We start from the raw sequence: 24431 nt of genomic DNA, 5'->3' as shown, positions 1-24431 counted from the left end.
GGGCGGCGTGGTGCCGCCGGACACCGTGAGGATCAGGCGGGTGCCTGCGCCGCGCGCGGTGGGTGTGCGCGGTTCGGCGCAACGGGGTCACCCGTCGGCGTCGTCCGGCTTGCCGGGCGGCGTGGCGGCTGGCTTCGACCAGGGCCAGTTGAGACGGCGCGGCGGGACGCCCTCGGGGGCATAGGCGTACTTCCAGCGGTTGGACAGGCCGACCCTGCCCGGTCCCCGGGGCACACGGCGGTAGACGAGCACGGTGTCCGGTCCGCCGTCGGGGTCCGGCACGGGGATGCGGTACGTCTTGGGCGGGTGGCCGGTGATGCCCAGGAGGACGGGCAGGACCCTGCCGTCCATGGGGCCGCCCTCGAAGGGGGTGTCTTCGCTTCTCACGGGATCAGTGTCAGGGATTGTCCTCGAGCGCCCGGACCAGGGCGTCGGTCTGCGGGTCGCGGCGGGCTGTCACCGACAGCATCGCCACGAACTGCTCGACGAGCCAGTCGCGGAGTTCCCCGGCGGGGGGCTGCTTGTCCTCGTCGAGCCAGATGAGCGAGGTCGCCTCCACGGCCGTGATCCACATGCGGATCGTCATGCGCAGGCCGGGGCCGGGGCCGGTGACGCCCAGGTGGCTGACGATGTGCTCGGCGGCGACACGGCGTACACCGTCGACGATGGCGGTGGTGCGGGACGTCTCCACGACGCTGCCGCCCTGGAGGAGGGCGCTGAAGCCGGTGTCGTGCTGGTCGACGAAGGCGAGGTAGCGGTCGAGGGCGCGGGACAGGCGGGGCAGGAGCGGGCCCTCGCGGGGTTCGTCGAAGCAGTGCTGGAGCTCGTCGGCGGCGGAGCGCAGGGCGGCCTCGTAGAGCTGTTGCTTGCCGCCCGGGAAGTAGCGGTACACCAGCGGCCGCGAGACCCCGGCCGCCTCCGCCACGTCGTCGAGGGACACCTCCTCGGGAGCGCGGTGGGCGAAGAGGTTCAGCGCGGATTCGAGCAGCTGACTACGCCGTTCCTCGACGCTGAGTCGCCGGTAGGCGGGGGTGGGGGCGGCTGGTGTCATGTACCGCAGCGTAATCGGGGGGCCGGGGGGCTGCGTAGCTGTGGTCACGCGGGTGCGGGTGGTCATGCCTGCGCGGGTGGGGTGCGCGGTTTTCGCCTTGCGCGGGGTGGTGGGTCGGGGCCGCGTCGGGGGGTCTCCGTCCTCGGAACGTCGCGATGGGGCTTCATACCGACTGACTGGCGTTGACGCGCCAACCGCTGCGGGCGGACACCCCCCGACACGGCCCCTTCTCGCCGTCCGCGGGTGCGGGTGCGGGTGCGGCGTGGCCGGGCCGTTGTCGCGTCTGCTACGCCAGCAGCCCCGACGACTTCCACAGGCGGCGTCCGACGCCTCGGAGTACGCCGATGTCGTCGAGGAAGTCGGTCAGGCGCCTGGAGCCGTTCTGCATGACCTCGCGGCGGTGGCCGCTCGCGCGGACCTGGGCGAGGGCCTCCCGCTTGTCGAGGCCCACATTGGTGTAGACGTCGGGGTTCACGAAGGCCACCGAGAAGACACGGGCGAACTCGCCGGAGGTGATGCGGGTGAACTCCTGGGACCACTTGGGGGCCGTCACCATCTGGCGGCGGAGTTCCTCGCGGGCGTAGCGCACGTGGCGGGCCTCCTCCACGACGTGGATGCGGGTGACACCGCGGACCAGGGTCTGGACGCGCTCGTCGGGGAACGTCAGACGCTGCATCCAGTCGAGGACCTCCTCCCCGAGGAGGGTGGCGGTGAAGGAACCGGGGGTGGTGGAGATGGTCTTGAACAGGCGGCCCAGCTGCTGGTGGGCGCGGCCGACCGGGTACCAGGGCGTGTCGCCGTGGGAGATCAGGCGGGCGAACATCTTGGAGTGGCGGCACTCGTCCTCGATCTCCGTGAGTGCGTAGCGCACGTGTGCGCTCGTCGCCGCCTTGTCGTAGATGTGCCGGACGAGCAGCTGCATCAGGATGATCTCGAACCATATGCCGAGGGAGGCCAGGGCCGCCGCCTCGTGCTGGGAGAGGAGGATGCGCTGCTCCTCGCCCATGCGCTTCCAGAGCGGGGTGTCGTAGAGCGAGACCAGCTCCGGCGGCCAGAACCACTTGCCCTCCTCGAAGGGCGCGTCCCAGTCCAGTTCCTCGTCGGGGTCGAAGGAGTGCTTGGCGGAGGAGTCGAGCAGCCGCTGGGCCACCTGCTCCCGGTCCTTCAGCAGGCCGAGGGCGTCGCGCAGGCCGTCGAGCGCGTCGGCTTCCGTCAGGGTCGTCATGGCTGCCCACCTCGTTGTGCACACGTCACGGATGCACTTATGAGACTGCTTGTCAGCAAGCTCGTCAATCCCCTGCGCGCCACTTGTTGACCCGATGTCTACCTAGAGCGCGCAGCCCAGCCCCTCCGGCACCTCGCCGGTCAGCGGCTCGGCTCCCTGCGGCGGGAACTGCGTCCGCAGCGTGAAGGCGTAGGGCGTCGGGCCGTGCGTGCGCAGGTGCAGCACGCGCGACTCCGCCTCGGAGACTGTGGGGCGGTGGCCCGACGGGACCCACCAGAGGGCGACCATGGCCTCCTGCACGCGCTCGAACCACTCGCGGCGACGTGTGAGCATCTCCCGGTGCCTGCCCTGGTACATGTACGCCGTCAGCGCGTCGGTGTCGCGCCACACCGACATGTTGACGATCAGCCAGGAGTCACCGAAGACGGGCACGTCCGTGGCGTCGTCGCCGGCCTCGCCCTGAAGGCGCCAGACGAAACCGTCGGCATCGTCCGCGTCCGCGTTCACCGGGTCGAGGCTGTCCACGAAGTCCTTCAACTGCGGCGAGTCCAGAGGGGCCTTGAGGCGGCCGAGGTTGACCTGGGCGAGTTCGTACGCGATGGGTTCGGTCATGGGCCGAACGCTAGGTCCACTTTTTCCGGCCCCGGTAGCCCCGTCTCATCAACCGGGCAGCCATCAGGGCGACTTGAGTGTCGCCTCCATCACCGCCCGCGCGATCGGCGCCGCGTCGCCGCCCCCGCTGATGTCCCCGCGCTTCGCCGCCGCGTCCTCCACGACGACCGCGACCGCCACCCTCGGCACCAGGTCGCCCTCGCCCTGGGCCCAGGAGATGAACCAGGCGTAGGGGACGCCGGAGTTGCCGAGGCCGTGCTGGGCGGTGCCGGTCTTGCCGCCGACCTGGGCGCCGCGGATGGCGGCCTTGCGTCCGCCGCCGCTCTCGACCACGTCCCGCATCATCGCCCGCAACCGGGCGGCGGTGGACGGGTACATCGCCTGGCGGATCGCCCGCGAACCGGCCGCCGCGAGGGTGCTGCCACTCGGCCGGGTCGTGCGCTCCACCAGGTAGGGATCCCGTACCTGGCCGCCGTTCGCCACGGCCGCCGCGACCATCGCCATCTGCAGCGGTGTGGCGCGGGTGTTGTACTGGCCGATCGACGACAGGGCGAGCTGGGCGCTGTCGAGGTTGGTGTCGAACGTGGACCGGGCCACCGGGAAGGGGATCCTCAGCTCCCCGTTGTTGAAGCCGAAGGCCTGCGCCGAGGCCGTCATGTCCGCCGCGCCCACCTCCACGCCGAGCTTGGCGAACACCGTGTTGCAGGAGAAGGTGAAGGCCTCCCGGACGGAGGCGTCCGCGCAGCCCTTCGACGCGTTCGTCAGGCGCGTGCGCGTTCCGGGCAGCCGGTAGGGGTCGGGGGAGTCGGTCGGCGCTTGGAGGTCCGTGACGACACCGGTGTCCAGCGCGGCGGCCGCGGTGACGACCTTGAACGTCGAGCCCGGCGGATAGGTCTGCCGCACCGCCCGGTTGAGCATCGGCTTGTCCTTGTCCGCGGTGAGCCGCCGCCAGGCCCGGGCCGCCGCCGAGCCGTTTCCGGAGAGCGGCTGGGGGTCGTAGGACGGGGCGGACACCAGGGCCAGGATCCGGCCGGTCGACGGCTCCAGCGCCGCCACCGCGCCCTTGTGGCCCGAGAGCCCCCGGTAAGCGGCCTCCTGGGCGGCCGGGTGGAGCGTCGTGACGACGTCCCCGCCCGCGTTGCGCGCCCGCGTGAAGTCGTTCCACAGCGGGAACGGCGCGAGCATCGGATCCGCGCCGGACAGCACGCCGTCCTCGCTGCTCTCCAGCAGCGTCGTCCCGTACAGCTGGGAGGCGAATCCGGTGACCGGGGCGTACATCGGGCCGTCCGTGTAGGTCCGTTCGTAGCGGAGGTTCTCGCGGGTGTCCCGGGAACCGGTGACGGGGCGCCCGCCGACCCAGATGTCCCCGCGGGGCTGCTCGTAGCGGGCGATGTCGGGACGCCGGTTGGCCGGGTTGCGGTCGTACGACGGTGCCTGGACGACCTGGACGCGGGCGGCGTTCACCAGCAGGGCCGCCAGCAGCAGCGCGCAGAAGTACTGGGCGTGCCGGATGTGCCGGGTCACGGGGCGTCCTGCTGGTCGCGACCGCGCCGGGCCGAGTCGCTCACCCGCACCAGCAGCGCCACGATCGCCCAGTTGGTGACCACCGACGAGCCGCCCTGCGCCAGGAACGGCATCGCCATGCCGGTCAGCGGGATCAGCCCGGTCACCCCGCCCGCGATCACGAACACCTGGAGTGCCACCAGTGAGGCGAGGCCGACCGCGAGCAGCCGGCCGAAGGGCTCGCGCTGCGCGAGACCCGCGCGGAAGCCGCGCTCCACCAGCAGGCCGTAGAGGAGGAAGACGGCGGCGATGCCGGCCAGGCCGAGTTCCTCGCCCGCGGTGGCCAGGATGAAGTCCGACTTCACGGCGAAGCCGATCAGGAAGGAGTGGCCGAGTCCGAGGCCCGTGCCGAGCATGCCGCCCTCCGCGAAGGCGAACAGCGACTGGGCGAGCTGATTGGCACCCTCGCCGGCCTCGATGGAGGCGAAGGGGTGCAGCCAGGTCTCGATCCTGCTGTGCACGTGCGGTTCCAGCCGGCCCACGGCGACCGCGCCCAGCGCCGCCAGCAGCAGGCCGACCGCGATCCAGCCGGTGCGGCCGGTGGCGACGTAGAGGAGCACCACGAACAGGCCGAAGAACAGCAGCGAGGTGCCGAGGTCGCGTTCCAGGATCAGCACCCCGACGCTGACCAGCCAGACGGCGACGATCGGACCGAGCACGCGGCCCGTGGGGAGCTGGAGCTTCCAGACGCGCCGGCCGGTGTAGGCCAGCGCGCTGCGGTTCGCCGCCAGGTACGCGGCGAAGAACACCGACAGCAGCACCTTCGCGAACTCGCCCGGCTGGATGGAGAACCCGGCGATCCGGATCCAGATGCGGGCCCCGTTCACCGCCGGGAACAGGATCGGCAGCGTGAGCAGGATCAGGGCCGCGACCACGCAGACGTACGTGTAGCGCTGGAGCACCCGGTGGTCGCGCAGCAGCAGACCGACCAGGATGAACAGCGCCACGCCCAGCGTCGACCACACCAGCTGGGCCGGTGCCGCCCGGTCGCCGGGGGTCTCCAGGTCGAGCCGGTAGATCAGCACCAGGCCCAGCCCGTTCAGCAGCACCCCGATCGGGAGGAGCAGGGGGTCGGCGTACGGGGCTCGCAGACGTACCGTCAGATGGGCCAGCAGCGCCAGTACGCCGAGGCCGGCGCCGTAGCCGGCGGCACCGGGCGGCAGCGTTCCGTGCCGGGCGAGGCCGACGGCGCAGTAGCCGTACACCGACAGCAGGACGGCCAGCACGATGAGGGCGAGTTCGATGCCCCGGCGCCGGGGGAGGCGGCGGACGGCGGGTGCGGGCGGGTCCGCCGTCGCCACGGTGATTCCGGCCTTACTCATGTCCGGAATCTACCCAATGGTGCATCTCGTGCGCCGGGTGACCGAGTGTCAGCACCAGCGTGGCGCGGGGCCGATGTTGTCGATGTACCGGGCCGCGCCCCAGGCCCAGGTGCCGTCCGTCAGCAGGTACCAGAGCGGGTTGCCCTGCACGGTCTGGCCGCCGACCTTGCAGAAGATCTTGACGATGTCGCCCCGATGGGCGAACCGGATGATCTGCGAACCACGGTTCGGGGCGCTGCGCAGCGCCAGCGTGCCCGCCGTGACGACGCCCTCGTACAGGCGCTGGTCATCGCGGCCGTGGTGGCCGCCGTTGCCGCCGCTGGGGTCGTGCTGGTTACTGCCGTTACCGCCGCTCGGGCGGTTGCCGTTGCCGCCGCCCGGGTCCTGCTGGTTGCCGCCGTTCGGCCGGTTGCCGTTGCCGCCCGGGTCCTGCTGGCTGTTTCCGTTGCCGCCACTCGGGTCCCAGTCGCCGTCCGCGGCGGCGGGCGTGACGGCGGCCGCGGCGGCGAGGAGCCCGGCGACTACGGCTATGGAGAGGCGGGTGCGCAGGGACATGGGGGATACCTCCATGTGGGGGCGAAGGTGCCGAAGCTGACTAATCGACACATTAGGAGCGCCCCTGGGGCGCCGCCCCTCACGCTGGGCCATAGGAGGGCGCGAACCGGGTGTTCACTCCGCCGCGAGCCTCAGGGTGGCCACCGCCCCGCCCTCCGGCGCGTTCGCGAACTCCAGCCGCGCCCCCAGTACCTCGGCCTGTCCCCGCGCGATGGTCAGTCCCAGACCGTGCCCCCGCGTACCGCCCTCCGTGCGGAACCGCTGCGGTCCGTGCGCGACCAGGTACTCCGGAAACCCGTCCCCGTGGTCGCGAACGGTCACCACCGGCCCGTCCACGGTCAGCACCACCGGCCCCCGCCCGTGCTTGTGCGCGTTCGCCACGAGATTGCCCAGCACCCGCTCCAGCCGCCGCCGGTCCGTTTCCACGGACACGTCCCGTACGACCCTGACCTCCGTGCCGTCGCCCGCCGCCCGCACCGCCCGCTCGGCGAGCGGCCCCAACTGCTCGGTGTCCAGTTCCACCCGCTCCCGGCCGGTGTCCAGCCGGGAGATCTCCAGCAGGTCTTCCGTGAGGGTGCGCAGTGCCGCCACCCGGTCGCGCACCAGCTCCGTCGGACGGCCCGGCGGCAGCAGCTCCGCGGCCGCGTGCAGCCCGGTCAGTGGCGTGCGCAGCTCGTGCGCGACGTCCGCCGTGAACCGCTGTTCGGCCAGCAGCTTCCCCTGCAGCGACGCCGCCATGGAGTCCAGCGCGGCGGCGACCGCGGCCACCTCGTCCTGCGCACCGGCCGGGGTGCGCGGGCCCGTGCGGGGGTCGTTCACGCGCGCGTCCAGGTCGCCCGCGCTGATCCGCCGCGCCACCCGGGCCGTGGTGTGCAGCCGTCGCGTCACCCGCGTCACCGCGAACGCCCCGACCAGCAGCGTCGCCCCGATGGCCAGGCCCGACGACCACACGATCGCCCGGTCCAGGCCCTCGATCGTGCGGGCCTGCTGCGAGTAGTCGACCGCCACGGCCAGCGCCCGTTCGCCGTCGACGGGACCCGCCGCCCACATCGTGGGGCGTCCCTCACTGTCGGCGACCATCGTGCCGCGGTCCCCGGCCACAGCCAGCTCCCGCAGCTCACCGGGCAGCTCCGGCGGATCCACCCCGGCGCCCCGTCGCAGGGTGTCTCCGGCCTCGTAGCGCTGCGTAGCCTGGGCCAGCCGCTGCAGGGCCTGGTCACGGGCCTGACCGACGGTCTGGTTCGTCACCTGCACGTGCACCAGGACGCCGAGCAGGGCCGCGAGCGCGCAGCACATCACCGTGATGAAGGCGGCGGCCTTCGCGGCGAGCGTCCCTGACCACGGGGGGAGTGCGAGTCTCATCCGCCGCTCGCCGAGGGGGAGACGGACGGCGAGGCCGACGGAGGAGCGGACGCCGAGAGGGGAGGGGCGGCGGCCGGCGAGGCCGACGGAGAGCCGGAGCGGGACGCCGAGAGGGGAGGGGCGGCGGCCGGCGAGGCCGACGGAGAGCCGGAGCGGGACGCCGAGGGAGAGCCCGTGCGGGTGTCCGGCGGCGCGACCCTGCCGGAGTCCGACGGATGCCGGGAGCGCTGGTGCGCAACGGTGCGCAGCATCTCGTCGTGGGTGAGGAGCATGGCCTCCTGGTCCCGGTCCCAGGTCCACTGCAGCCGGTACTCGTAGCCCGCGACCTCCGACGGCGAGCGGATCACGAGGGAACGCCCGGCCAGCTCCACACCGCTGAGCGCGTCCTCCCACGCCATCACCTGCACCAGCCGGTGCTTCTCGACGGTGTAGACGCGGACCGCGGTCGTCCTGCCGGGCTGCAGCGGGAAACCGAGCGTCAGGTCGTCGCGCCCGTCTCCGGTCAGATCCCGGTAGTACGGCCGGAGCACCGGGCACTTTCCGTGCCCCGGGCCCTTGGCGCAGTCGGCCATCGCGCGCTTCGTGTCGCGGTAGGGCGCCTTGCCGCCGTCGTAGTCGCCCGGGTTCGCGGCGATCTCGGCCCGGACGATCCCGACCGGATCCACCCGGCGGATGTCGTCGCCGGGCACCTTCACCCCTTTGACCACCTCGGTGTTCACCTCGCCGATCTCGAAGGCCGGGCTGGACGCCGGGGTCAGCTCCGGCCAGAGGCGGGCCGGCCCCTGTGCGGTGGGGGTGGATCCCGCGCCCTCCAGCTCGCCGGCGTCCCCGCAGCCCACGGCGGTGGCCAGCAGCAGGGCGACGACGGCGAGGCGGCGGGCGGCCTGCCCGGGGCGGCTGAGGGGCACTGCACTCCTGGCGGTTCATGGGTGAGCACACGGCGAGCACACGGTGGACGGACGGGGGACAGGCAGGGGGCAGGCAGGGGGGCGGGCGGTGGAGTGACGGGGAACAGACAGGGGGCAGGCAGGGGGTGCGGGCGGTGGAGGGACGGGGGCAGTGGCCGGACGGCAGGCGCGACCGCCGACCGCGTACACCTTATTCGCAGGGAAGTCCCATTTGCGCGCGAGGGTGCCGTGTACATGCAGCGGTAGGGCGTCGCGCTAATCGTTGAGTTCCTCCAGCAGCCGGGCCGTGGCCAGCCCGGCCCGCAGGTACTCGACGAACAGGTCGTTGTGCAGCGCCCAGGGCGAGCGGCGGGCCCGGATCAGCCGGATCGCCGCCTCGGCGGACCTGCCCTGGCGCATCAGGGCGTGCGCGACGACGAGACCGGAGCGGTTGTAGCCGTGGAAGCAGCGGACCAGAACCCTGCGGCCGTCGTCCATCGCCTCGCAGGCCGCCTCGGCAAGCCGGATCACCCCGGCGAGCTGCGTCCCGTCCAGTGGCCCGTCGGGTATGGGCCACACGTGGTGCCGGATGCCCGGATCGGGCCCGTGACCCGGCAGCCGCAGCAGCGTCTGCACGAGATCGAACTCGTCCCGTACGACGGCGAACTCCAGATGCCCCAAGGTCCCCGTGTACTCGTGACCGCCCATCCAGAGCCCGGGGACGACCTCGCTCCACGGACTCTCCGGAGCGGGCACGTCGGGTTTACTGCGGGTACGCAACGGCGCCTCCCCACCATGACCGCCCGAGGGACCGCGGGCCGGCTCAACTCCTTCCCAAGGTAGCCGGGTTCTTGCCCCCGCAGCACCCCGCCTGTTCCCATGGAACGGGGTGATGGTGCATGAACGGACTGCGCGTCATACCGACCTGGCGGCACGGCCGGGAGCGGCTCTACGTCTGCCACCCGGACGGCAGGAACATCGCCTGGTACGACCGTGAGGCCGGCCGGGTGAACCTGCTCGGCGAGGACCGCGAGGACGAGGTCCTCAGAGCCCTCGGGCCCTACATCACCGGCCCCGTGACGGTGGGGCCGCCACCGGTGCCCACCCCCGCCGAGCTGGCCCGTCTCATCCTTCACCCCGACGACGACCTGGCCCCCAACCGCCCGGGCGAAGCCCTCCTCGTCGCCCTCGACCGCGACCCCGGCCCCACGCACCGGCTGCGCCCCGACCCGCGCCGCAGGGCCCTGGCGGCCGAGCAGACGGTCGGCGACGCCCTGGACCGTCTCGACGGCGCGGGCTGGCACACCCTGCACTCCGTGACGCTCCCCGGCGGCGACCGCATCCACCACCTGCTGATCGGCCCCGGCGGCCTGTACGCCGTCCACGCCCTGCACGCGCGCAGGCAGCGCGTCCGGATCGCCGACCCCATGATCACGCTGGGCCGCCGCGAGCCCCACCCCCTCCTCCACCGCGTCCGTGCCGACGCCGACCGAGCCTCCTACGCCCTGACGGCGGAGGTCCGCCCGGTGCTCGTCCTGGTGGACCCTGCGGCGCTGTCGGTCCCGGTAGCCCCCCGCGAGGTCCAGGTCCTGACGGCGGCGGAGGTGGAAGGCCTGACGCGACGGGGCGGTGTCCTGAAACCGGCGGACGTGGAGGCCCTGCACGCGACGGCCCGCGACCGGAACACGTGGACGCGGTTGTAGGGGCCGGGAGTCGGCTCCGCTGTTCCGCTACGGCAGGGTTCCCGCCTCGTCCGCGTCCAGCAGAGGAGCCAGCAGGTCGCCGTAGTCCTGGATCCGCGGGGCGATGTCCACCGCGTGGAGGTCCAGCCGGCCCGGTGTGCGGCACTCCTCGATCTCCTCCCAGGTCACCGGCGCCGAGACGGTCGGTTCCGGGCGCGCCCGGAGGGTGTAGGGGGCGGCCGTGGTCTTGCGGGCGGCGTTCTGGCTCCAGTCGACGAAGACCTTCCCGGGGCGCAGGCTCCTGGTCATCCGGTGCAGCGCCAGCCGCGGCATGGCCTTCTCGGCCTCGACGGCGAGTGCCTTGGCGTACTCGGACACGCGCTCGGAGGACGCGCCGCGCACGGCGGCGAGCAGATGCAGCCCCTTGGAGCCCGAAGTCTTGGCGTAGGCCTCGAAGCCGTCCTGCGCGAGCCGTTCCCGCAGCCACAGCGCGACCTCGCAGCACTGGACGATGGTCGCCGGCGCCCCCGGGTCGAGGTCGAACACGATCCGGTCCGCCTCGTCGGGCGTGCCGACGAGCCACTGGTGGGTGTGGAACTCGGTCACGAGGTTCGCCGACCACATCAGGCTCGGCAGATCCTGCACCAGCACCATCCGTGAGGGCCCCTCGACCCGTGGCACCTCGGCGGTGGTGACCCACTCGGGCGTACCCGGCGGCACGTTCTTCGTGAAGAACACCTGCCCGTCCGGCCCGTCCGGATAGCGCAGGAAGGACACCGCCCGGTCCCGCAGATGGGGCAGCAGGACCTCGGCGACGGTCGCGTAGTAGTGCAGCACCTCGCCCTTGGTGAAGCCGGTGGCGGGATACAGCACCTTCTCCAGATTGCTGAGAGCGAGCCGTCGCCCCTCCACCCGCGTGATAGGCGCCATACGATAAGAATCCCACGCAAACTACGACGAACACTCCCCAGCGTGACCGGAAGGGTGCTGCACGTGAGATCCATCTGGAACGGCGCCATCTCGTTCGGCCTGGTCAGCATCCCGATCAAGCTGGTGAACGCCACCGAGAGCCACTCGATCTCCTTCCGCCAGATCCATACGGAGGACGGCGGCCGCATCCGGTACCGCAAATTCTGCGAACTGGAGGACCGCGAGGTCACCCAGGGGGAGATCGGCAAGGGCTACGAGGACGCGGACGGCACGATCATCCCGATCACCGAGGAGGACCTGTCGAGCCTGCCCATCCCGACGGCCAAGACGATCGAGATCGTCGCCTTCGTCCCGGCCGACCGGATCGACCCGCTCCAGATGGACGCCGCCTACTACCTCCAGGCCGGCGGAGCCCCGGCGGCGAAGCCGTACACCCTGCTGCGCGAGGCGCTGAAGCGCAGCAACAAGGTGGCCATCGCAAAGTTCGCCCTGCGGGGCCGGGAGCGGCTGGGCATGCTCCGGGTCGTCGGCGAGGCCATCGCCATGCACGGCCTGCTGTGGCCGGACGAGGTCCGCGCCCCGGAGGGCCTGGCCCCCGACTCCCACGTCACCGTCCGTGACCAGGAACTGGACCTGGCGGACGCGCTGATGGACACCCTGGGCGAGGTCGACCTGGAGGACCTGCACGACGAGTACCGGGAAGCCGTCGAAGAGGTCATCGCCGCGAAGGCCGCCGGCGAAGCCCCGCCCCAGGCCCCGGAACCGGCTACGGGCGGCAAGGTCCTGGATCTCATGGCGGCCCTGGAGAGCAGTGTCCGCGCGGCCCGCGAGTCCCGCGGCGAGGAGGCCGGGCACGCCGAGGTGAAGTCGCTCCCGCAGCGCAAGACGGCCCGGGCGGCCCCCAAGCAGACCGGCGGCAAGAAGTCGACGTCCACCGCGAAGAAGACGGCGGCCAAGAAGACCACGGCGGCGCAGAAGTCGACGGCCAAGTCCGGCCAGGGGCAGGGCCGGGGCCAGGGGACGGCGAAGAAGACGGCGTCGAAGAGCACCGCGAAGAAGACGACGGCGAAGAAGACGGCGTCCCGCAAGCGCACGGCCTGACGCGCCGAGGCCGAGACCAGCGGGCTCTGCCTCGGCGACCGTGCCGTCCACCAGGGCCACGGCGAGCACGCCCGCGTGCCGTGCGGCCCGGGGGCGGTCCCGGAAACCCACTGCGGCGAACGGTCGGGCACGGCCCGGCGTGCGCCCTTCCCGCCGGACCGCCCACGCCCACCGGCGGGCCGGACCGCACGCCGACCCGCCCGAGATCCCAGCGAGGCGCCCCCGGCGGGCCGGACCGCACGCCGACCCGCCCGAGATCCCAGCGAGGCGCCCCCGGCGGGTCGGGCCAAGGCACGCCACGCACCTGCCCGCTGGGACGAGATCCACCGAGGAGGATCCTGCCGGTCAGGCCACGCGCCTGCCCGTCGGCTGTTCGGACTCGTCCTCTTCCTCGTCCGGCAGATGGACGTCGTCGACGGCGATGTTGACCTCCACGACCTCGAGGCCGGTCATCCGCTCCACCGCGTTGACGACGTTGGTCCGTACGTCCGCGGCGGTGTCGGCGATGGCGGCGCCGTATTCGACGACCACGTCGAGATCGACGGCGGCCTGGCGCTCGCCCACCTCGACCTTCACCCCCTGGGTGACTCCGCTGCCCCCGCCCGGCACCCGCTGACGTACGGCCCCGAAGGCCCTGGTCATGCCTCCGCCGAGGTTGTGCACCTCGGGGATCTCCCGGGCCGCCATGCCCGCGATCTTCGCGACGACCGTGTCCGCGATGGCGGTGCTGCCGCGGGTGCCGGGAGCACCCTTACCGCCCTGCGATGGCGCCCCGTCCTGCCTGCCCGCTGTGGTTCTGCGCTGAGTGGTCTCCGTCATGACCGTCACCTCGATGATCGGTGAGGGGGTGAGCAGCGTCGTTCTTCTCTACCGTAGAACAATGGTGCGCATGGGGCGAAAGTGGGCAATCAGGCTGCTCTGAACCTCACCCTTCCCGGGTGAAGCCCGCCCCGTCTTGCCGTGGGCACGCTGACAACGGCATGCGTCACCGGCCGGGGCCTGCCCGTGCCGACCGCACCCGGGATGGAGGACGGACATGACCGCGCAGACGTACCTGGCCTACGACTTTCCACTGCTGAGCGCCTTCTGGACCGTGTTCTGGGTCTTCCTGTGGATCATGTGGTTCGTGCTGCTCTTCCGGATCGTCGTCGACATCTTCCGCGACGACTCCATGGGCGGCTGGGCCAAGGCGGGCTGGCTGGTGTTCGTCTGCGTCCTGCCGTTCCTCGGGGTGTTCATCTACGTGATCGCCCGCGGCAAGAACATGGGCCGCCGCGAAGTCGCCCAGGCGCGCGCCCAGCAGGAGGCGTTCGAGAGCTACGTGCGGGAGACCGCGAAGGGTGGCGACAACCGGTCCGGCAGCGTCGACGAGCTCGCCAGGCTGTCCGAGATCCGCGCCCGCGGCGACATCACGGACGAGGAGTTCCGCAGGGCGAAGGAACTGGTCCTGGCGGGTGGCCACCCCTCACCCGGCGGCTCGGGCCACTCGGTCCCGAGGTAGCGGCATGGCCGCCGCGCACTCGGGAAGCTCCGGCACGTCCCTGAGGGAATGGGCCACCGGCGTGACCGTGTTCGCGGCCGTCATGCTCGTACTCGCCGGCGTCATCGACATCATGCGCGGCATCGCGGAGATCGCCGACGACGACGTCTTCGTCACGACCCGGACCTACATTTTCGCGTTCGACCTGACCGCCTGGGGCTGGATCCACCTGGCCCTGGGCGTGCTCGCGTTCGTCGTCAGCTTCGGGCTGTTCGTGGCGGCGACCTGGGCCCGCGTGGCCGGTGTCTGCATCGCCGCCCTGGTCATCATCGCCAACTTCCTCTCCCTGCCGTACTACCCGGTCTGGTCGATCGTGATGATCGCGGTCTCGGGGTTCATCGTCTGGGCGCTGTGCGTGATGAAGAAGGACGACCCGTTCACGCCGCCGGATCGTTCAGCGGGTGCGTGAAGGGCCGGTACATCTCCGCGAGCAGGAAGGCCAGTTCGAGGGACTGGGTGTGGTTCAGACGGGGATCGCAGGCCGTCTCGTAGCGGCGATGCAGATTTTCCTCCAGGACGGCGTTGCCGCCCCCCAGGCATTCGGTGACGTCGTCCCCGGTGAGTTCGACGTGCACGCCGCCGGGGTGGGTGCCAAGGGACCGGTGCACCTCCACGAAGCCACGGACCTCGTCGACCACGGACTCGAAGCGGCGGGTCTTGTGACCGCTGGGCGCGACCACGGTGTTGCCGTGCATCGGGTCACTGACCCAGCACACCGGCGCGCCTTCGGCCGTCACCTTCTCGACCAGGGTCGGCAGCACGTCACGGATGCGCTCGGCGCCGGCCCGGACCACGAACGTGAGCCGGCCCGGCTCGCGCCGGGGGTCGAGGCGGTCGATGAGTCCGAGGACCTCGTCGGGAGTCGCACGGGGGCCGAGCTTGACCGCGACGGGGTTGGCGATACGGGAGAAGTACTCCACATGGGCTCCGTCCAGGTCCCGGGTGCGCTCGCCGATCCAGAGCAGGTGCCCGCTGGTGGCGTAGAGGCGCCCGTCGTCCGGCCCGCGACGGGTCAGTGCCGTTTCGTAGTCAAGGAGGAGACCCTCCTTGCGCAGCACAGGGACGTCCACACGGGCGCGGACCGCCTCCAGGTCCGCCAGGGACCCGGCGAAGCGGCGCCCTTCGGTCAGGACGCTGACCGCGGCCGCGCCTCCCGCCGCGTACTCGGCGGCGAGAGCCGCCGGATCACGGATGTCGGCGAGCCGGCCCCGCGAAGGACTGGCGCGTTTCACCTCCGCGATGACCCGCACCCGCGGGCCGCCGCGCAGCAGCGGCACGCAGTCCCGCCCCGCGCCCCGGGCCAGGGCCCGCGCCCGCAGGTCCGCCTCGGGTATCAGCACGCGGCGTGACGCCATGTCGTCGCGCACGCCCCTGACGATGTCGTCGAGAGCAGTCATCGTTGTGTCTTCCTCCCTGACCACCAGGCTGTGACCGGACGATAAGCGGCCCGGCCGGGCAGCGAACACGTCCTTAAGCAGCGGCGAAAACTGCCATGTGAGCGCCTTCGACGGGTCGCGCCCCGGTGCGAAACCGCAGGTTGCACGTGCCGTGCCCGACCGCGGGGCCCGGGCGGCGGGACGTCAGTGGCCTGTCAGTGCGTGTCTTCAGCATGGTCACGAAGGCGATGCGAACAACACATTCCTCCGTCCATTCCTCGGTAGGTTGGCGATCACGTGGCGAAGATTCTGGGCTGCTCAGCACCGGCCGGGACGACGGACGAGCCCGCTTCGGAAGACGTCGGAGCGTCGGCCGTACGCGTCCTGCGGTGGACCTCGGACGAGACGGGTGCGCGTGCCACGGTGGCCGCCGAGCTCGTCCTGCCCCCTGAACTGACCGCCCGACTGCGCACGGTGGCCGCCCGCGGCGCGGTCCCGCTGAACGCCGTGCTGCTGGCCGCACACCTGAGGGTGGTTGCGGCACTGACCTCCGACCAGAACCCGGTCACGGGGTACGTGCCCGCCGACGGCGATCCGGCCGCGCCACGACTGCTGGGGGCCCGGGGCGTGCTGCGCCGCACCTGGCACGACCTGATGCGGCAGGCGGCGGAGGCGAGTCGGCGCCCTCCGGCGCTGGCGCGGATAGAGCCCACCGACGGCGTGCTCTACCCCGGCATCGTGGCCTTCTACCACCGCCGCGTGGCACTCCACAGTCAGCTGGGGTCCCTGCCGTCGATGACGGTGGTGGGCGCCGACGAGGGCGGCGAGATCGACACGATCGCCTTCAACCGCATCCCGAAGCCCTTCTCGGCGGCGGACCGCGAGGAGTACGCGCGGTTGCTGGAGCGGATGGCCACGGCGGTGGCGGGCGGGAACCTCACCGAGGTGGGTGAGGTGGCCACGCGCAGCGCCCTGATGAACCAGGTGCTGCGCCCCAAGAGGAAGCTCGAGGCCATGATCGACACCTGTCGGCAGGTGGGCGGGCTCGGCGTGGTGGTCGGCCACAGCGGGACGTGCCTGGGCGTGCTCCTCGACACGGCCGAACCCTCGTATCCGCAGCGGCTGGTGGATGCCGCGAGCGCGTGCTCCGAGCTCGTCGGAAACGTCACGGTGTACCGGACCTTGAGCTTCGACCGATGAACTCCGGCGCTTCGCCGGCCCGGCGCAGGGATGGGAAGAGAGAGCACACATGCTGAGCCAGAACGTGATCGAGGCGATAGGCAACACACCGCTGGTACGCCTGCGGGTGGGCGCCGACCGGGATGTCCGGGTCTACGCGAAACTCGAGATGAACAACCTGTTCGCGATGAAGGACAGGGTGGCACGGCAGATCATCACCGAGGCGCGTGCCACGGGCGCGCTGGCCGAGGGCGCTCCGATCGTGGAGAGCTCCTCGGGCACGATGGCCCTCGGGGTCGCCCTGGTGGGCACCGCGCTCGGCCACCCGGTGCACATCGTCACCGACCCCCGCATCGACCGTACGACGCTGGCCAAGCTGGAGGCCCTGGGCTGCGAGGTGCACGTGGTGCCCGCGATGGACGCCCACGGCTGGCAGGGAGCCCGGCTGACCCGGCTGCGGGAGATCATGGACGCCAACCCGGGGGCGTTCTGGCCGCGGCAGTACGAGAACCCGCAGAACCCCGCCGCCTACCGGCACTTGGCGCACGAGCTGCTCACCGACCTCGGCACGGTGGACGTCCTGGTCGGCGCGGTGGGCAGTGGCGGTTCCCTGTGCGGCACCTCACGGGTGCTGCGGGAGTCCCTGCCGGAGCTGTACGTGGTCGGGGTGGACTGCGTCGGCAGCGTGCTCTTCGGCCAGCCCGACCGGCCCCAGCGGCTGCAGAGCGGGCTGGGCAACAGCCTGCACCCGAAGAACCTCGACCATGCCCTGATCGACGAGGTCCACTGGCTCAACGACCGCGAGGCGTTCGGCGCCACCCGTGAACTGGCCCGCACGGAGAAGCTGTTCGCGGGCAACACGTCCGGATCGGTGTACCGGGTTCTGGAGGCCATGGCCGCGCGTGCCACGCCGGGCACGACCGTCGTCGGGATCTTCCCGGACCGCGGTGACCGTTACGCCGACACCGTGCACAGCGACGCGCACTGGGCCGAGAAGGATCTTCAGCGCCTGCCGGTGGCCACGGTGCCGCGACAGGTTCTCGACGGAACCGAGGTGCACAGCTGGTCGTTCCGCCGCAACCGCGCGGGCGCCCCGCGCCCGGCATTCGTCTTCGTGGAGTCCAACACCACCGGCACCGGGATGCTGGCGCTGCGGATCGCGGCGGAGGCCGGCTACGAGCCGGTGCTGGTGACGGGCGACTCCACCCGGTACAAGGGGCTGGCCGAGACCGGTGCCACGGTCGTGGACTGCGACACCGACGACCCCGACGCGCTGCTCCGGGCGGTGACGAAGGCATTCGAACCGGGCTGTATCGCCGGAGTCTCCACGACGAGCGAGTTCTATCTGGTGGCGGCGGCCGGGCTGGCCACCGCGGTGGGCCTGCCCGCGGAGCGTGCCGAGGCGATAGCCGGCTGCAGGGACAAGGGGCGGCTGCGCGAGACGCTGGAGCGGGCCGGGATCGGGCAGCCGGGGTTCGAGGTGGTCGAGGACGGTCCGTCCGCCGCCGAGGCCGCGGAGCGCGTCGGTACCCCGTGTGTGGTCAAGCCGGTCGACGACTCCGGCTCGACGCGGGTGCGCCGCTGCGACAGCGCGCAGCAGGCCGCCGAACTGGCCCGGGACATCACGGCCCGCACCACCAACGGGCGCGGTCAGCCCATGGCGGGCCGGGCCCTGGTCGAACAGTATCTGGACGCGCCGGAGTACAGCGTGGAGATGTTCGGCGTCGACGGCGTGCACCGGCTGATCGGCATCACGGAGAAGACCGTGACCGGCGCGCCCCATTTCGTGGAGTCCCGGCACCTCGTGCCCGCCGACCTGCCGGCCGAGGCGGCGCGGGAGATGACCGAGACGGTGTCGGCGGCGCTGGAGGCGACCGGGCTGGGCCGCGGCCCCAGTCACACCGAGGTGAAGCGCACCGCGACGGGCAGTGCCGTCGTCGAGATCAACCCGAGGCTCGCGGGCGGTCTCATCCCCGAGCTGTACCGTCTCGCGACCGGTGTCGATCTGCTCGCCGCCCAGGTGGCCCACGCCGCCGGAACGCGACCGCTGCTCCCCGACGGCTGCACGCGCCACGCCGGCATCCAGTTCATCCTGCCCGGCGAGGCGGGAGTGCTGGAGGGTGTGACGGGGCTGGAGCAGGCCCGGGCGGTTCCCGGGGTGGAGCGCGTGACCGTTACCGCCGCGGCGGGGACGAAGGTGGCTCCGCCCACGGACGCGTACGGACGGATCGGGTACGTCGTCGCCGTGGGAGAAAGCCGGGAGGCCGTCGTCGAGGCCCTCGACCGGGCCACGGCACTGATCGGGGTCACCCTGCGCGACCGGTGACGCGGAGCGGCTCGGTAGTTGCTTCTCCGCCAAGCTCCTGGCAGCCCTGTGACCTGGCTCTTCGGATGTCCCATCGGACCCCGCTCCCCGAAATCGGGGGGCGGGGTCCGTGCTGAATGGCCGGATGTGGTCCAACTGCCTTCCGCCAGGCCCCAGATGACGCAAAGAGCGATTGACGAAGCATGCTCTTACGCCTGTAAGCTCAGACTTACATGTAGAAGAGATAGTCGACGTGAGTAAGGGGCTGGAGACAGTGGAGAAACGCTCGGTCACCGTCCGGGTGGCGAGTTGGAGCGCGGCCCACCCCTGGCGCGCCATCGTCGGCTGGTTCGTCTTCGTCGCCCTGTGCCTCGGAGCATCGGCCGCCGTCGGGACCAACAGCGCCACCACCGAGGACTACCGGGTCGGCAAGGCCGGGCAGGCGGAGGCGATCGCGACGGAGGGCGGCCTGCAGCGCCGGCCCGTCGAGCAGATCGTCATCGACTCCAGGTCCGGCACGCTGGACGTGCCGGCGGCCCGCGCCGCCGCCGCGGACGTCACCGCACGGATGAAGCGGCTCCAGGAGGTCGACCGGGTCGAGAAGCCGGTCCTCTCCCGGAACGGCAAGGTCCTGATGGTCGAGGTCGTCATGGCCGGCGAGGAACTCGCCGCGCGCAAGAAGGTCGGCCCGCTGGCCGAGCAGACCGCTGCCGTGCAGAAGGCCCACCCGGGCCTGCGGGTGGAGGAGACCGGCGGCCCCTCGATGAGCAAGGGCCTCGACCAGCAGCGCAGTGACGACCTGGCCTTCTCCGAGATGCTCACCCTGCCGGTCACCGTCATCACGCTGATGATCGCGTTCGGTTCGGTGATCGCGGCCGGAGTCCCGGTCCTGCTGGCGCTCTCCTCGATCGCCGCGGCCATGGGCCTGTCCGCCCTCGCCTCGCACGTGCTGCCGGACGCCGGCGTGGGCAACAACATCATCCTGCTGATCGGCCTGGCCGTCGGCGTCGACTACTCGCTGTTCTACCTCAAGCGGGACCGCGAGGAACGGGCCCGGGCCGGGGGGCACCTCGGATCCCAGGCCGTCGTGGAGCTCGCCGCGGCCACCGCCGGCCGGGCCATCGTGGTCTCCGGTCTGGCCGTGATCGTCTCGACCGCGACGCTGTACCTCGCGACCGACGTCATCTTCTCCTCGCTGGCCACCGGCGCCATCATCGTCGTCACGGTCGCCATGGCCAGCTCGCTGACCGTGCTGCCCGCCCTGCTGGCCAAGCTGGGTGCCCGCTCCGAGCGTCGCAGGGCCCGCCGCTCGGCCCGCGGCAAGAGGGCCGGGGGCCAGGGCGGGACGAACTCGGTGTGGAACGCGCTGCTGCGGCCCGCCACCCGGCGTCCCGGGATCACCCTGCTGGTCTCGGTGCTCGTCATGCTGGGCCTGGCGGCGCCCGCCCTCGACCTGAAACTGAGCGTGCTGGGCCGGGACACCTTCTCCCGTGAGATCCCCTCCGTGCAGACCTATGACCGGCTGACCGGCGCCTTCCCGGAGCGACTCGTCCAGCACCAGGTGGTCGTGCGTGCCGACGCGGACCGCTCACCCCAGGTGGTGAAGGCGATGGAGGACCTGCGGCGGCAGGCCCAGGCGGACCCGATGTTCGCCAAGGACACAGCCGTCGAGCCGGTCTCCTCCAGCGACCGGAGGATCACCACTCTGACGCTCTCCGTGCCCTTCAAGCCCAGTTCACCCCAGGCGCTGCAGTCGCTCGACCGCGTCCGCGACGACCTGCTGCCCGCGACGGTGGAGAAGGTGCCGGGCGCCGAGGCGTACGTCACCGGCGACATCGCCCGCGACGCGGACTACCTGGACCACCAGAATTCCAAGCTGCCGCTGGTCGTCGGCTTCCTGCTGCTGGTGACGTTCGCGGTGACGGTGCTCGCTTTCCGGTCGGTGGTCATCGGTCTGCTCGGCACCGCGCTCAACCTGCTCTCCGCGGCGTCCGCATTCGGCCTGCTGGTCCTGGTCTTCCAGGGGCACTGGGCGGAGGGCATCCTCGACTTCCACTCCACGGGAGCGATCGGGGCCCGGGTGCCGCTGTTCCTGTTCGTCATCCTCTTCGGGCTGTCGATGGACTACCAGGTGTTCGTGGTCAGCCGGGTCCGGGAGGCCGCGCTGCGCGGTGTGCCCACCCGCAAGGCGGTGCTGGACGGGATCCGCAACTCGGCGGGCGTGGTGACGAGCGCGGCGGTGGTCATGGTCACGGTCTTCGCCAGCTTCGTCTTCCTGACCCTGGTCGAGATGAAGCAGATGGGCTTCGTCCTCGCCGCCGCGGTACTGCTGGACGCCTTCATCGTGCGGATCATGATTCTGCCGTCCGCCCTCACCCTGCTGGGCGACCTGAGCTGGTGGCCCTCCCGAGGGATGCGGGCGGCGCAGTCGAAGCAGACCGGAGCGACTGCTTCCGAGGTTGCTCCTCCCTATCGAGCGCGCGAGTCAGGGCGCGTATGAGCCACGGCTGCCTTCCTCGGCAGCCGCGCGAACGGCCTTCTATTCCCCCGGGAAGGCCAGGTGCTGCCATCCGCTCCATCCAGGTCGTCTCGCGCGCCCGCGCCCAGGGTGTGGAGGTCACTCCCCGGCAGATCTTCGAGCAGCGCACCGTCGCCGCCCGTATTGCCAGAGCCTTCGGGGTATCCGTCGGTACCGCCCATGCCTACGTCACCGCGGTCACGGGTCTGCTCGCCGAGCAGGCGCCGGGCCTGCTGAAGACGCTGCGCGCGCACGACCCGGACTTCGTCCTCCTGGACGGCACGCTCGCAGAGTGCGACCGCGTCGGCGACGGCAGGGCCGACTGCTCCTCGAAACACAAGCGGCACGGGGTGAACGTGCAGGTCGTCATGGACCCGACCGGCGAGATTCTGTGGCTGTCGCCGGCATTGCCTGGCCGCACCCACGATCTGACGGCCGCCCGCACCCATCAGATCCTCCGGATCTGCGCGCGCCAAGGCGTCCCGATCCTCGCCGACATGGCCTGCATCGGTGCGGGCGACTGGGTCACCACCGCCAAACGTCGCCCGCCAGGCGGTGAACTCACCCTCACCGAGCGGACCGAGAACCGCGCCCTGTCCGCGGCCCGGGCACCTGTCGAACGAGGCATGGCACGGCTGAAGTCCTGGCAGATCTTCCGCAGATCCCGCATCAGCCCCAACCGCATGAGCGCCATCACCAAGGCCGTCCTCACCCTGGAGAAGCACCGCTGAAAACGCTCACTGACCGACTGACCGACTGACCGGCCCTCCGGGCAACGGAATCGGTAATTCCCCGGCCTTCGTCGACCACCAGATTCAATACCGTGATGTTACGGTAATGCGGGTGGCACGTGTCCGGGGGGAGCTGGGTCTGCAATGCGCGTCGAGTTACGGCATGCCCGACTCGTTGCCGCTATCGCAAACGCCGGGAGCATATCGTCGGCCGCGACCCTGCTGAATCTTCCGCAACCCGCCCTTTCTTCCCAGTTGCGCCGCCTGGAGCGCGAGTTCGGCAGGGAACTGTTCGTCCGTTCGCACAGCGGTGTGGTGCCCACGCCTCTCGGTGAGCGACTGATCCCCATGCTCGTCGACCTCGCCCGGCGCGGTGACGACCTCATCGCCTAGGCGGCCGCCCAGAGCATGGAGATCCTGCGCGTCGGAAACGTCGAGTGGACACCGCCCACCCTCAAGGACGCGATCACCGCGTGTCTGCCGTCCGTGGAGGTGCAGACCGAGACGGTGGATCCGGTCGAGGCGATGAACGCGGTCACCGAAGGGCTGCTCACCCTGGCCCTGGTGCCCGCTCCGCCCGACCGCAGCAGGTTCACCGCGAAGCGGCCGGTGTCCAGGACCGCGCGAAGCGTGGGACTGCCGATCCGGAGACAGACCAGCAGGAGGGGCGGGTCCAGCGAAACGCTGCACACCGAGGAGATGGTCATGCCGTGGGGGGTGCCGTCCTGGCCGGTGGTGGTGAGGACGGCGACCCCGGTGGGGAAGCCGCTCATCATGGCCCGCTGGCCGTCGGCCACGGACCATGGGCGGGCGGCGGGGGGCCGTGCGGGCTGGTCGAGTCGGATGAGTTCGGTCACGGGGTGAGGCTCCCTCGGACGACGGACGCGGCGCCGCGGTGGCCGCTCGGGCCGCCGCGGCGCCCGCGTGCTCAACGGCGCATGTGCGTGAAGTACTCGAACGGCGACGGAAGCTGCTGGATGAGCCCGGCCGCCCGGTCGTGCACGGACTGGAAGGCCTTCTGCGCCGCGCTGTCGTCGGTGAGCGAAAGCGCCGGGGACGGCTTGACGTCGATGCCGCCCATCCCGAGCAGGACGCACATGTAGGAGTACGCCGGCAGCCCGTGGTAGTAGGGGTAGATCGTCTCGCTGTCCGGGAGCTGGTGCTTCCAGCGCTCGATGCGCTCGGCCAGCCCGTCGGGCAGCTCGCGGGTCTTGGTGTCCTTCCAGTACTGCGTGTCGTTGCGCCCGGCGGCGGCGTAGTGCAGGGCCAGGAACTCGCGGACACCGTCCATCACATGGCCGACGGCGCTGTTGTAGTTGTCGCGCTGCACCGGGCTCCAGTCCGGCCCGGGGAAGTTCTTCACCAGCTGCTCGGCCGCATGGTGGATGAAGAAGATGCCGGTCGACTCGAGCGGCTCGACGAAGCCGCTGGTCAGGCCTATGCCGACACAGTTGTTGACCCAGGACCGGCTGCTGCGGCCGATGCGCATCTTGATGTGGTTGGCTTCGGCGTCGGCCGCGCTCGGCCCCACGAACTCACGCAGGGTGCGCTCGGCCTCGTCGGCGGACAGGTAGTCGCTCGCGTAGACGTACCCGGTGCCGATGCGGCCGTAGAGCGGGATGGTCCAGGTCCAGCCCGCCTCCTGCGCGGTGGCGGTGGTGCACGGCCGGATGCCCCGCGCCTGCATGTCCTGCGGCACCTGGAGGGCGACCGCGCTGTCGTTCGGCAGCGTGTTCTGGAAGGAGATGAAGGGCTCCTCCAGGGCCTTGTTGAGGAGCACCCCGCGGAAGCCCGTGCAGTCGATGAACAGGTCGCCCGTCAGCTCACCGTGCTCGGCGGTCACCACGCTGCTGATCCAGCCGCGCTCGTCGAGCTTGACGTCCTTGACCTCGTCGATGATGTGCTTGGCGCCCCGCTCCACCGTGTAGGTGGTGAGGTACTTCGCCAGCAGCGCGGCCTCGAAGTGGTAGGCGTACGGGAACTGGGTCTTGCCCTGGTGCTCCGACATCGTCAGGCCACGGGGTTCTTCGGCGTTCTCGTCGAACGGCTGCTCCAGCATGCGGCCGTCGAGGTGGCGGGGGCTGCGCTCGGCGTCGCAGATGTTGGCCATCACGAAGCAGTCCGAGTCGAACCGGTCGCTGCGGCCGCTCTTCAGCCACCACTCCGCGAGCGGGAAGCCGTCGACCGACGGCATGTGCTCGAACGGGTGGTAGAAGTGGTGACCCGGCTTGCGCCAGTTCTCGAAGCGCACCGCCAGCTTGTACGTGGCATTGCACGCGGGCATCCAGTCCGATTCCTTCAGACCGAGGAACTCGAAGAAGTGCCTGATGTCGCTGAACGTGGCTTCACCGACGCCGATGGTGCCGACCTTTCCGGATTCGACGAGCGTGATGTCGATCCGGTCCCCGAAGGCCGCCTTCAGGTACGACGCCGTCATCCAGCCGGCCGTACCACCTCCTACGATCACGACTCTGTTCAGCATCGAGAAACTC

At 71.3% G+C, this 24431-nt stretch carries 23 protein-coding genes and 1 pseudogene; 9 read left to right on the top strand and 15 right to left on the bottom strand.

Going from position 1 to position 24431, the window contains the following annotated elements; translation table 11 throughout:
• Positions 1-87: 87 nt before the first annotated feature.
• The 10 genes from ACFCXS_RS06235 to ACFCXS_RS06190 form a co-directional block, all read right to left on the bottom strand.
• Positions 88-387 carry a hypothetical protein gene (locus tag ACFCXS_RS06235; protein ID WP_376641888.1) on the bottom strand — a complete coding sequence of 100 codons (300 nt, stop codon included), beginning with the start codon at positions 385-387 and terminating at the stop codon, positions 88-90.
• 10 nt (positions 388-397) lie between these two features.
• A complete protein-coding gene (locus ACFCXS_RS06230; RefSeq protein ID WP_376641887.1) occupies positions 398-1051 on the bottom strand; it encodes a TetR/AcrR family transcriptional regulator in 654 nt (217 codons plus the stop codon).
• Between the two features lie 286 nt (positions 1052-1337).
• The gene (locus ACFCXS_RS06225) at positions 1338-2276 is read right to left on the bottom strand and encodes a diiron oxygenase (RefSeq protein ID WP_376641886.1); all 939 of its coding nucleotides are present in this window, start codon (positions 2274-2276) and stop codon (positions 1338-1340) included.
• 102 nt (positions 2277-2378) lie between these two features.
• Entirely contained in the window at positions 2379-2888 is a 510-nt protein-coding gene (locus ACFCXS_RS06220) for a DUF3291 domain-containing protein (RefSeq protein WP_376641885.1), read from the bottom strand.
• A gap of 63 nt (positions 2889-2951) precedes the next feature.
• Positions 2952-4412 (bottom strand): penicillin-binding transpeptidase domain-containing protein, encoded by a 1461-nt coding sequence (locus ACFCXS_RS06215; protein WP_376641884.1) that lies wholly within the window; start codon positions 4410-4412, stop codon positions 2952-2954.
• Positions 4409-5773, bottom strand: coding sequence for an FtsW/RodA/SpoVE family cell cycle protein (locus ACFCXS_RS06210; protein WP_376641883.1), 1365 nt, complete (start codon positions 5771-5773; stop codon positions 4409-4411). Before ACFCXS_RS06210 ends, ACFCXS_RS06215 begins: the two co-directional genes overlap by 4 nt.
• 48 nt (positions 5774-5821) lie before the next feature.
• Entirely contained in the window at positions 5822-6328 is a 507-nt protein-coding gene (locus ACFCXS_RS06205; protein ID WP_376641882.1) for an SH3 domain-containing protein, read from the bottom strand.
• Between the two features lie 114 nt (positions 6329-6442).
• Positions 6443-7690: an ATP-binding protein gene (locus ACFCXS_RS06200; protein ID WP_376641881.1), complete on the bottom strand. Its 1248-nt coding sequence runs from the start codon at positions 7688-7690 to the stop codon at positions 6443-6445.
• Positions 7687-8598: a hypothetical protein gene (locus ACFCXS_RS06195; RefSeq protein WP_376641880.1), complete on the bottom strand. Its 912-nt coding sequence runs from the start codon at positions 8596-8598 to the stop codon at positions 7687-7689. Before ACFCXS_RS06195 ends, ACFCXS_RS06200 begins: the two co-directional genes overlap by 4 nt.
• A gap of 255 nt (positions 8599-8853) precedes the next feature.
• Positions 8854-9357, bottom strand: coding sequence for a dual specificity protein phosphatase family protein (locus ACFCXS_RS06190; RefSeq protein WP_376641879.1), 504 nt, complete (start codon positions 9355-9357; stop codon positions 8854-8856).
• A 119-nt stretch (positions 9358-9476) separates the two neighbouring features.
• Here ACFCXS_RS06190 and ACFCXS_RS06185 point away from each other — a divergent pair, with 119 nt between their 5' ends.
• Positions 9477-10280 carry a nuclease-related domain-containing protein gene (locus ACFCXS_RS06185; protein ID WP_376641878.1) on the top strand — a complete coding sequence of 268 codons (804 nt, stop codon included), beginning with the start codon at positions 9477-9479 and terminating at the stop codon, positions 10278-10280.
• A 27-nt stretch (positions 10281-10307) separates the two neighbouring features.
• Here ACFCXS_RS06185 and ligD read toward each other — a convergent pair whose 3' ends face one another.
• Complete coding sequence (ligD, locus tag ACFCXS_RS06180; protein ID WP_376641877.1) at positions 10308-11189, bottom strand: non-homologous end-joining DNA ligase; 882 nt, start codon at positions 11187-11189, stop codon at positions 10308-10310.
• A 54-nt stretch (positions 11190-11243) separates the two neighbouring features.
• On the opposite strand from ligD, the gene ACFCXS_RS06175 reads away from it, so the two are divergent.
• Entirely contained in the window at positions 11244-12290 is a 1047-nt protein-coding gene (locus tag ACFCXS_RS06175; RefSeq protein WP_376641995.1) for a Ku protein, read from the top strand.
• Between the two features lie 345 nt (positions 12291-12635).
• Here the strand turns inward: ACFCXS_RS06175 and ACFCXS_RS06170 are convergent, their stop codons facing one another.
• Positions 12636-13109, bottom strand: a complete 474-nt coding sequence (locus ACFCXS_RS06170; RefSeq protein WP_376641876.1) for an Asp23/Gls24 family envelope stress response protein — start codon at positions 13107-13109, stop codon at positions 12636-12638.
• 217 nt (positions 13110-13326) lie between these two features.
• Between ACFCXS_RS06170 and ACFCXS_RS06165 the strand changes: the two genes are divergently transcribed.
• Positions 13327-13791, top strand: coding sequence for an SHOCT domain-containing protein (locus ACFCXS_RS06165; protein ID WP_376641875.1), 465 nt, complete (start codon positions 13327-13329; stop codon positions 13789-13791).
• Positions 13792-13795: 4 nt separating this feature from the next.
• Entirely contained in the window at positions 13796-14239 is a 444-nt protein-coding gene (locus ACFCXS_RS06160; protein WP_376641874.1) for a hypothetical protein, read from the top strand.
• On the opposite strand, the gene ACFCXS_RS06155 is transcribed toward ACFCXS_RS06160, so the two are convergent.
• Entirely contained in the window at positions 14208-15227 is a 1020-nt protein-coding gene (locus ACFCXS_RS06155) for a 3-deoxy-7-phosphoheptulonate synthase (RefSeq protein WP_376641873.1), read from the bottom strand. The genes ACFCXS_RS06160 and ACFCXS_RS06155 overlap by 32 nt on opposite strands.
• Positions 15228-15503: 276 nt before the next feature.
• On the opposite strand from ACFCXS_RS06155, the gene ACFCXS_RS06150 reads away from it, so the two are divergent.
• The 5 genes and pseudogenes from ACFCXS_RS06150 to ACFCXS_RS06130 all read left to right on the top strand — a co-directional run bounded on the left by ACFCXS_RS06150 (position 15504) and on the right by ACFCXS_RS06130 (position 22332).
• Positions 15504-16406 carry a kinase gene (locus ACFCXS_RS06150; protein ID WP_376641872.1) on the top strand — a complete coding sequence of 301 codons (903 nt, stop codon included), beginning with the start codon at positions 15504-15506 and terminating at the stop codon, positions 16404-16406.
• A 49-nt stretch (positions 16407-16455) separates the two neighbouring features.
• Positions 16456-18711 carry a pyridoxal-phosphate dependent enzyme gene (locus tag ACFCXS_RS06145; RefSeq protein ID WP_376641871.1) on the top strand — a complete coding sequence of 752 codons (2256 nt, stop codon included), beginning with the start codon at positions 16456-16458 and terminating at the stop codon, positions 18709-18711.
• Positions 18712-18943: 232 nt separating this feature from the next.
• Positions 18944-21190 (top strand): MMPL family transporter, encoded by a 2247-nt coding sequence (locus tag ACFCXS_RS06140; protein WP_376641870.1) that lies wholly within the window; start codon positions 18944-18946, stop codon positions 21188-21190.
• Between the two features lie 155 nt (positions 21191-21345).
• Positions 21346-21939 (top strand): annotated as a pseudogene (locus ACFCXS_RS06135) (transposase family protein); the annotation flags it as partial.
• A gap of 144 nt (positions 21940-22083) precedes the next feature.
• Positions 22084-22332 (top strand): LysR family transcriptional regulator, encoded by a 249-nt coding sequence (locus ACFCXS_RS06130; protein ID WP_376641869.1) that lies wholly within the window; start codon positions 22084-22086, stop codon positions 22330-22332.
• On the opposite strand, the gene ACFCXS_RS06125 is transcribed toward ACFCXS_RS06130, so the two are convergent.
• Positions 22329-22796, bottom strand: a complete 468-nt coding sequence (locus ACFCXS_RS06125) for a flavin reductase family protein (protein ID WP_376641868.1) — start codon at positions 22794-22796, stop codon at positions 22329-22331. The two genes, ACFCXS_RS06130 and ACFCXS_RS06125, sit on opposite strands and share 4 nt — an antisense overlap.
• Before the next feature lie 71 nt (positions 22797-22867).
• Positions 22868-24421, bottom strand: a complete 1554-nt coding sequence (locus tag ACFCXS_RS06120; RefSeq protein WP_376641867.1) for a tryptophan halogenase family protein — start codon at positions 24419-24421, stop codon at positions 22868-22870.
• Positions 24422-24431: the final 10 nt, after the last annotated feature.

It is taken from the genome of Streptomyces sp. NPDC056373, from assembly GCF_042262425.1.
In the GTDB taxonomy this organism is placed as follows: domain Bacteria; phylum Actinomycetota; class Actinomycetes; order Streptomycetales; family Streptomycetaceae; genus Streptomyces.
This window is presented reverse-complemented; position numbering and strand designations above follow the sequence as displayed.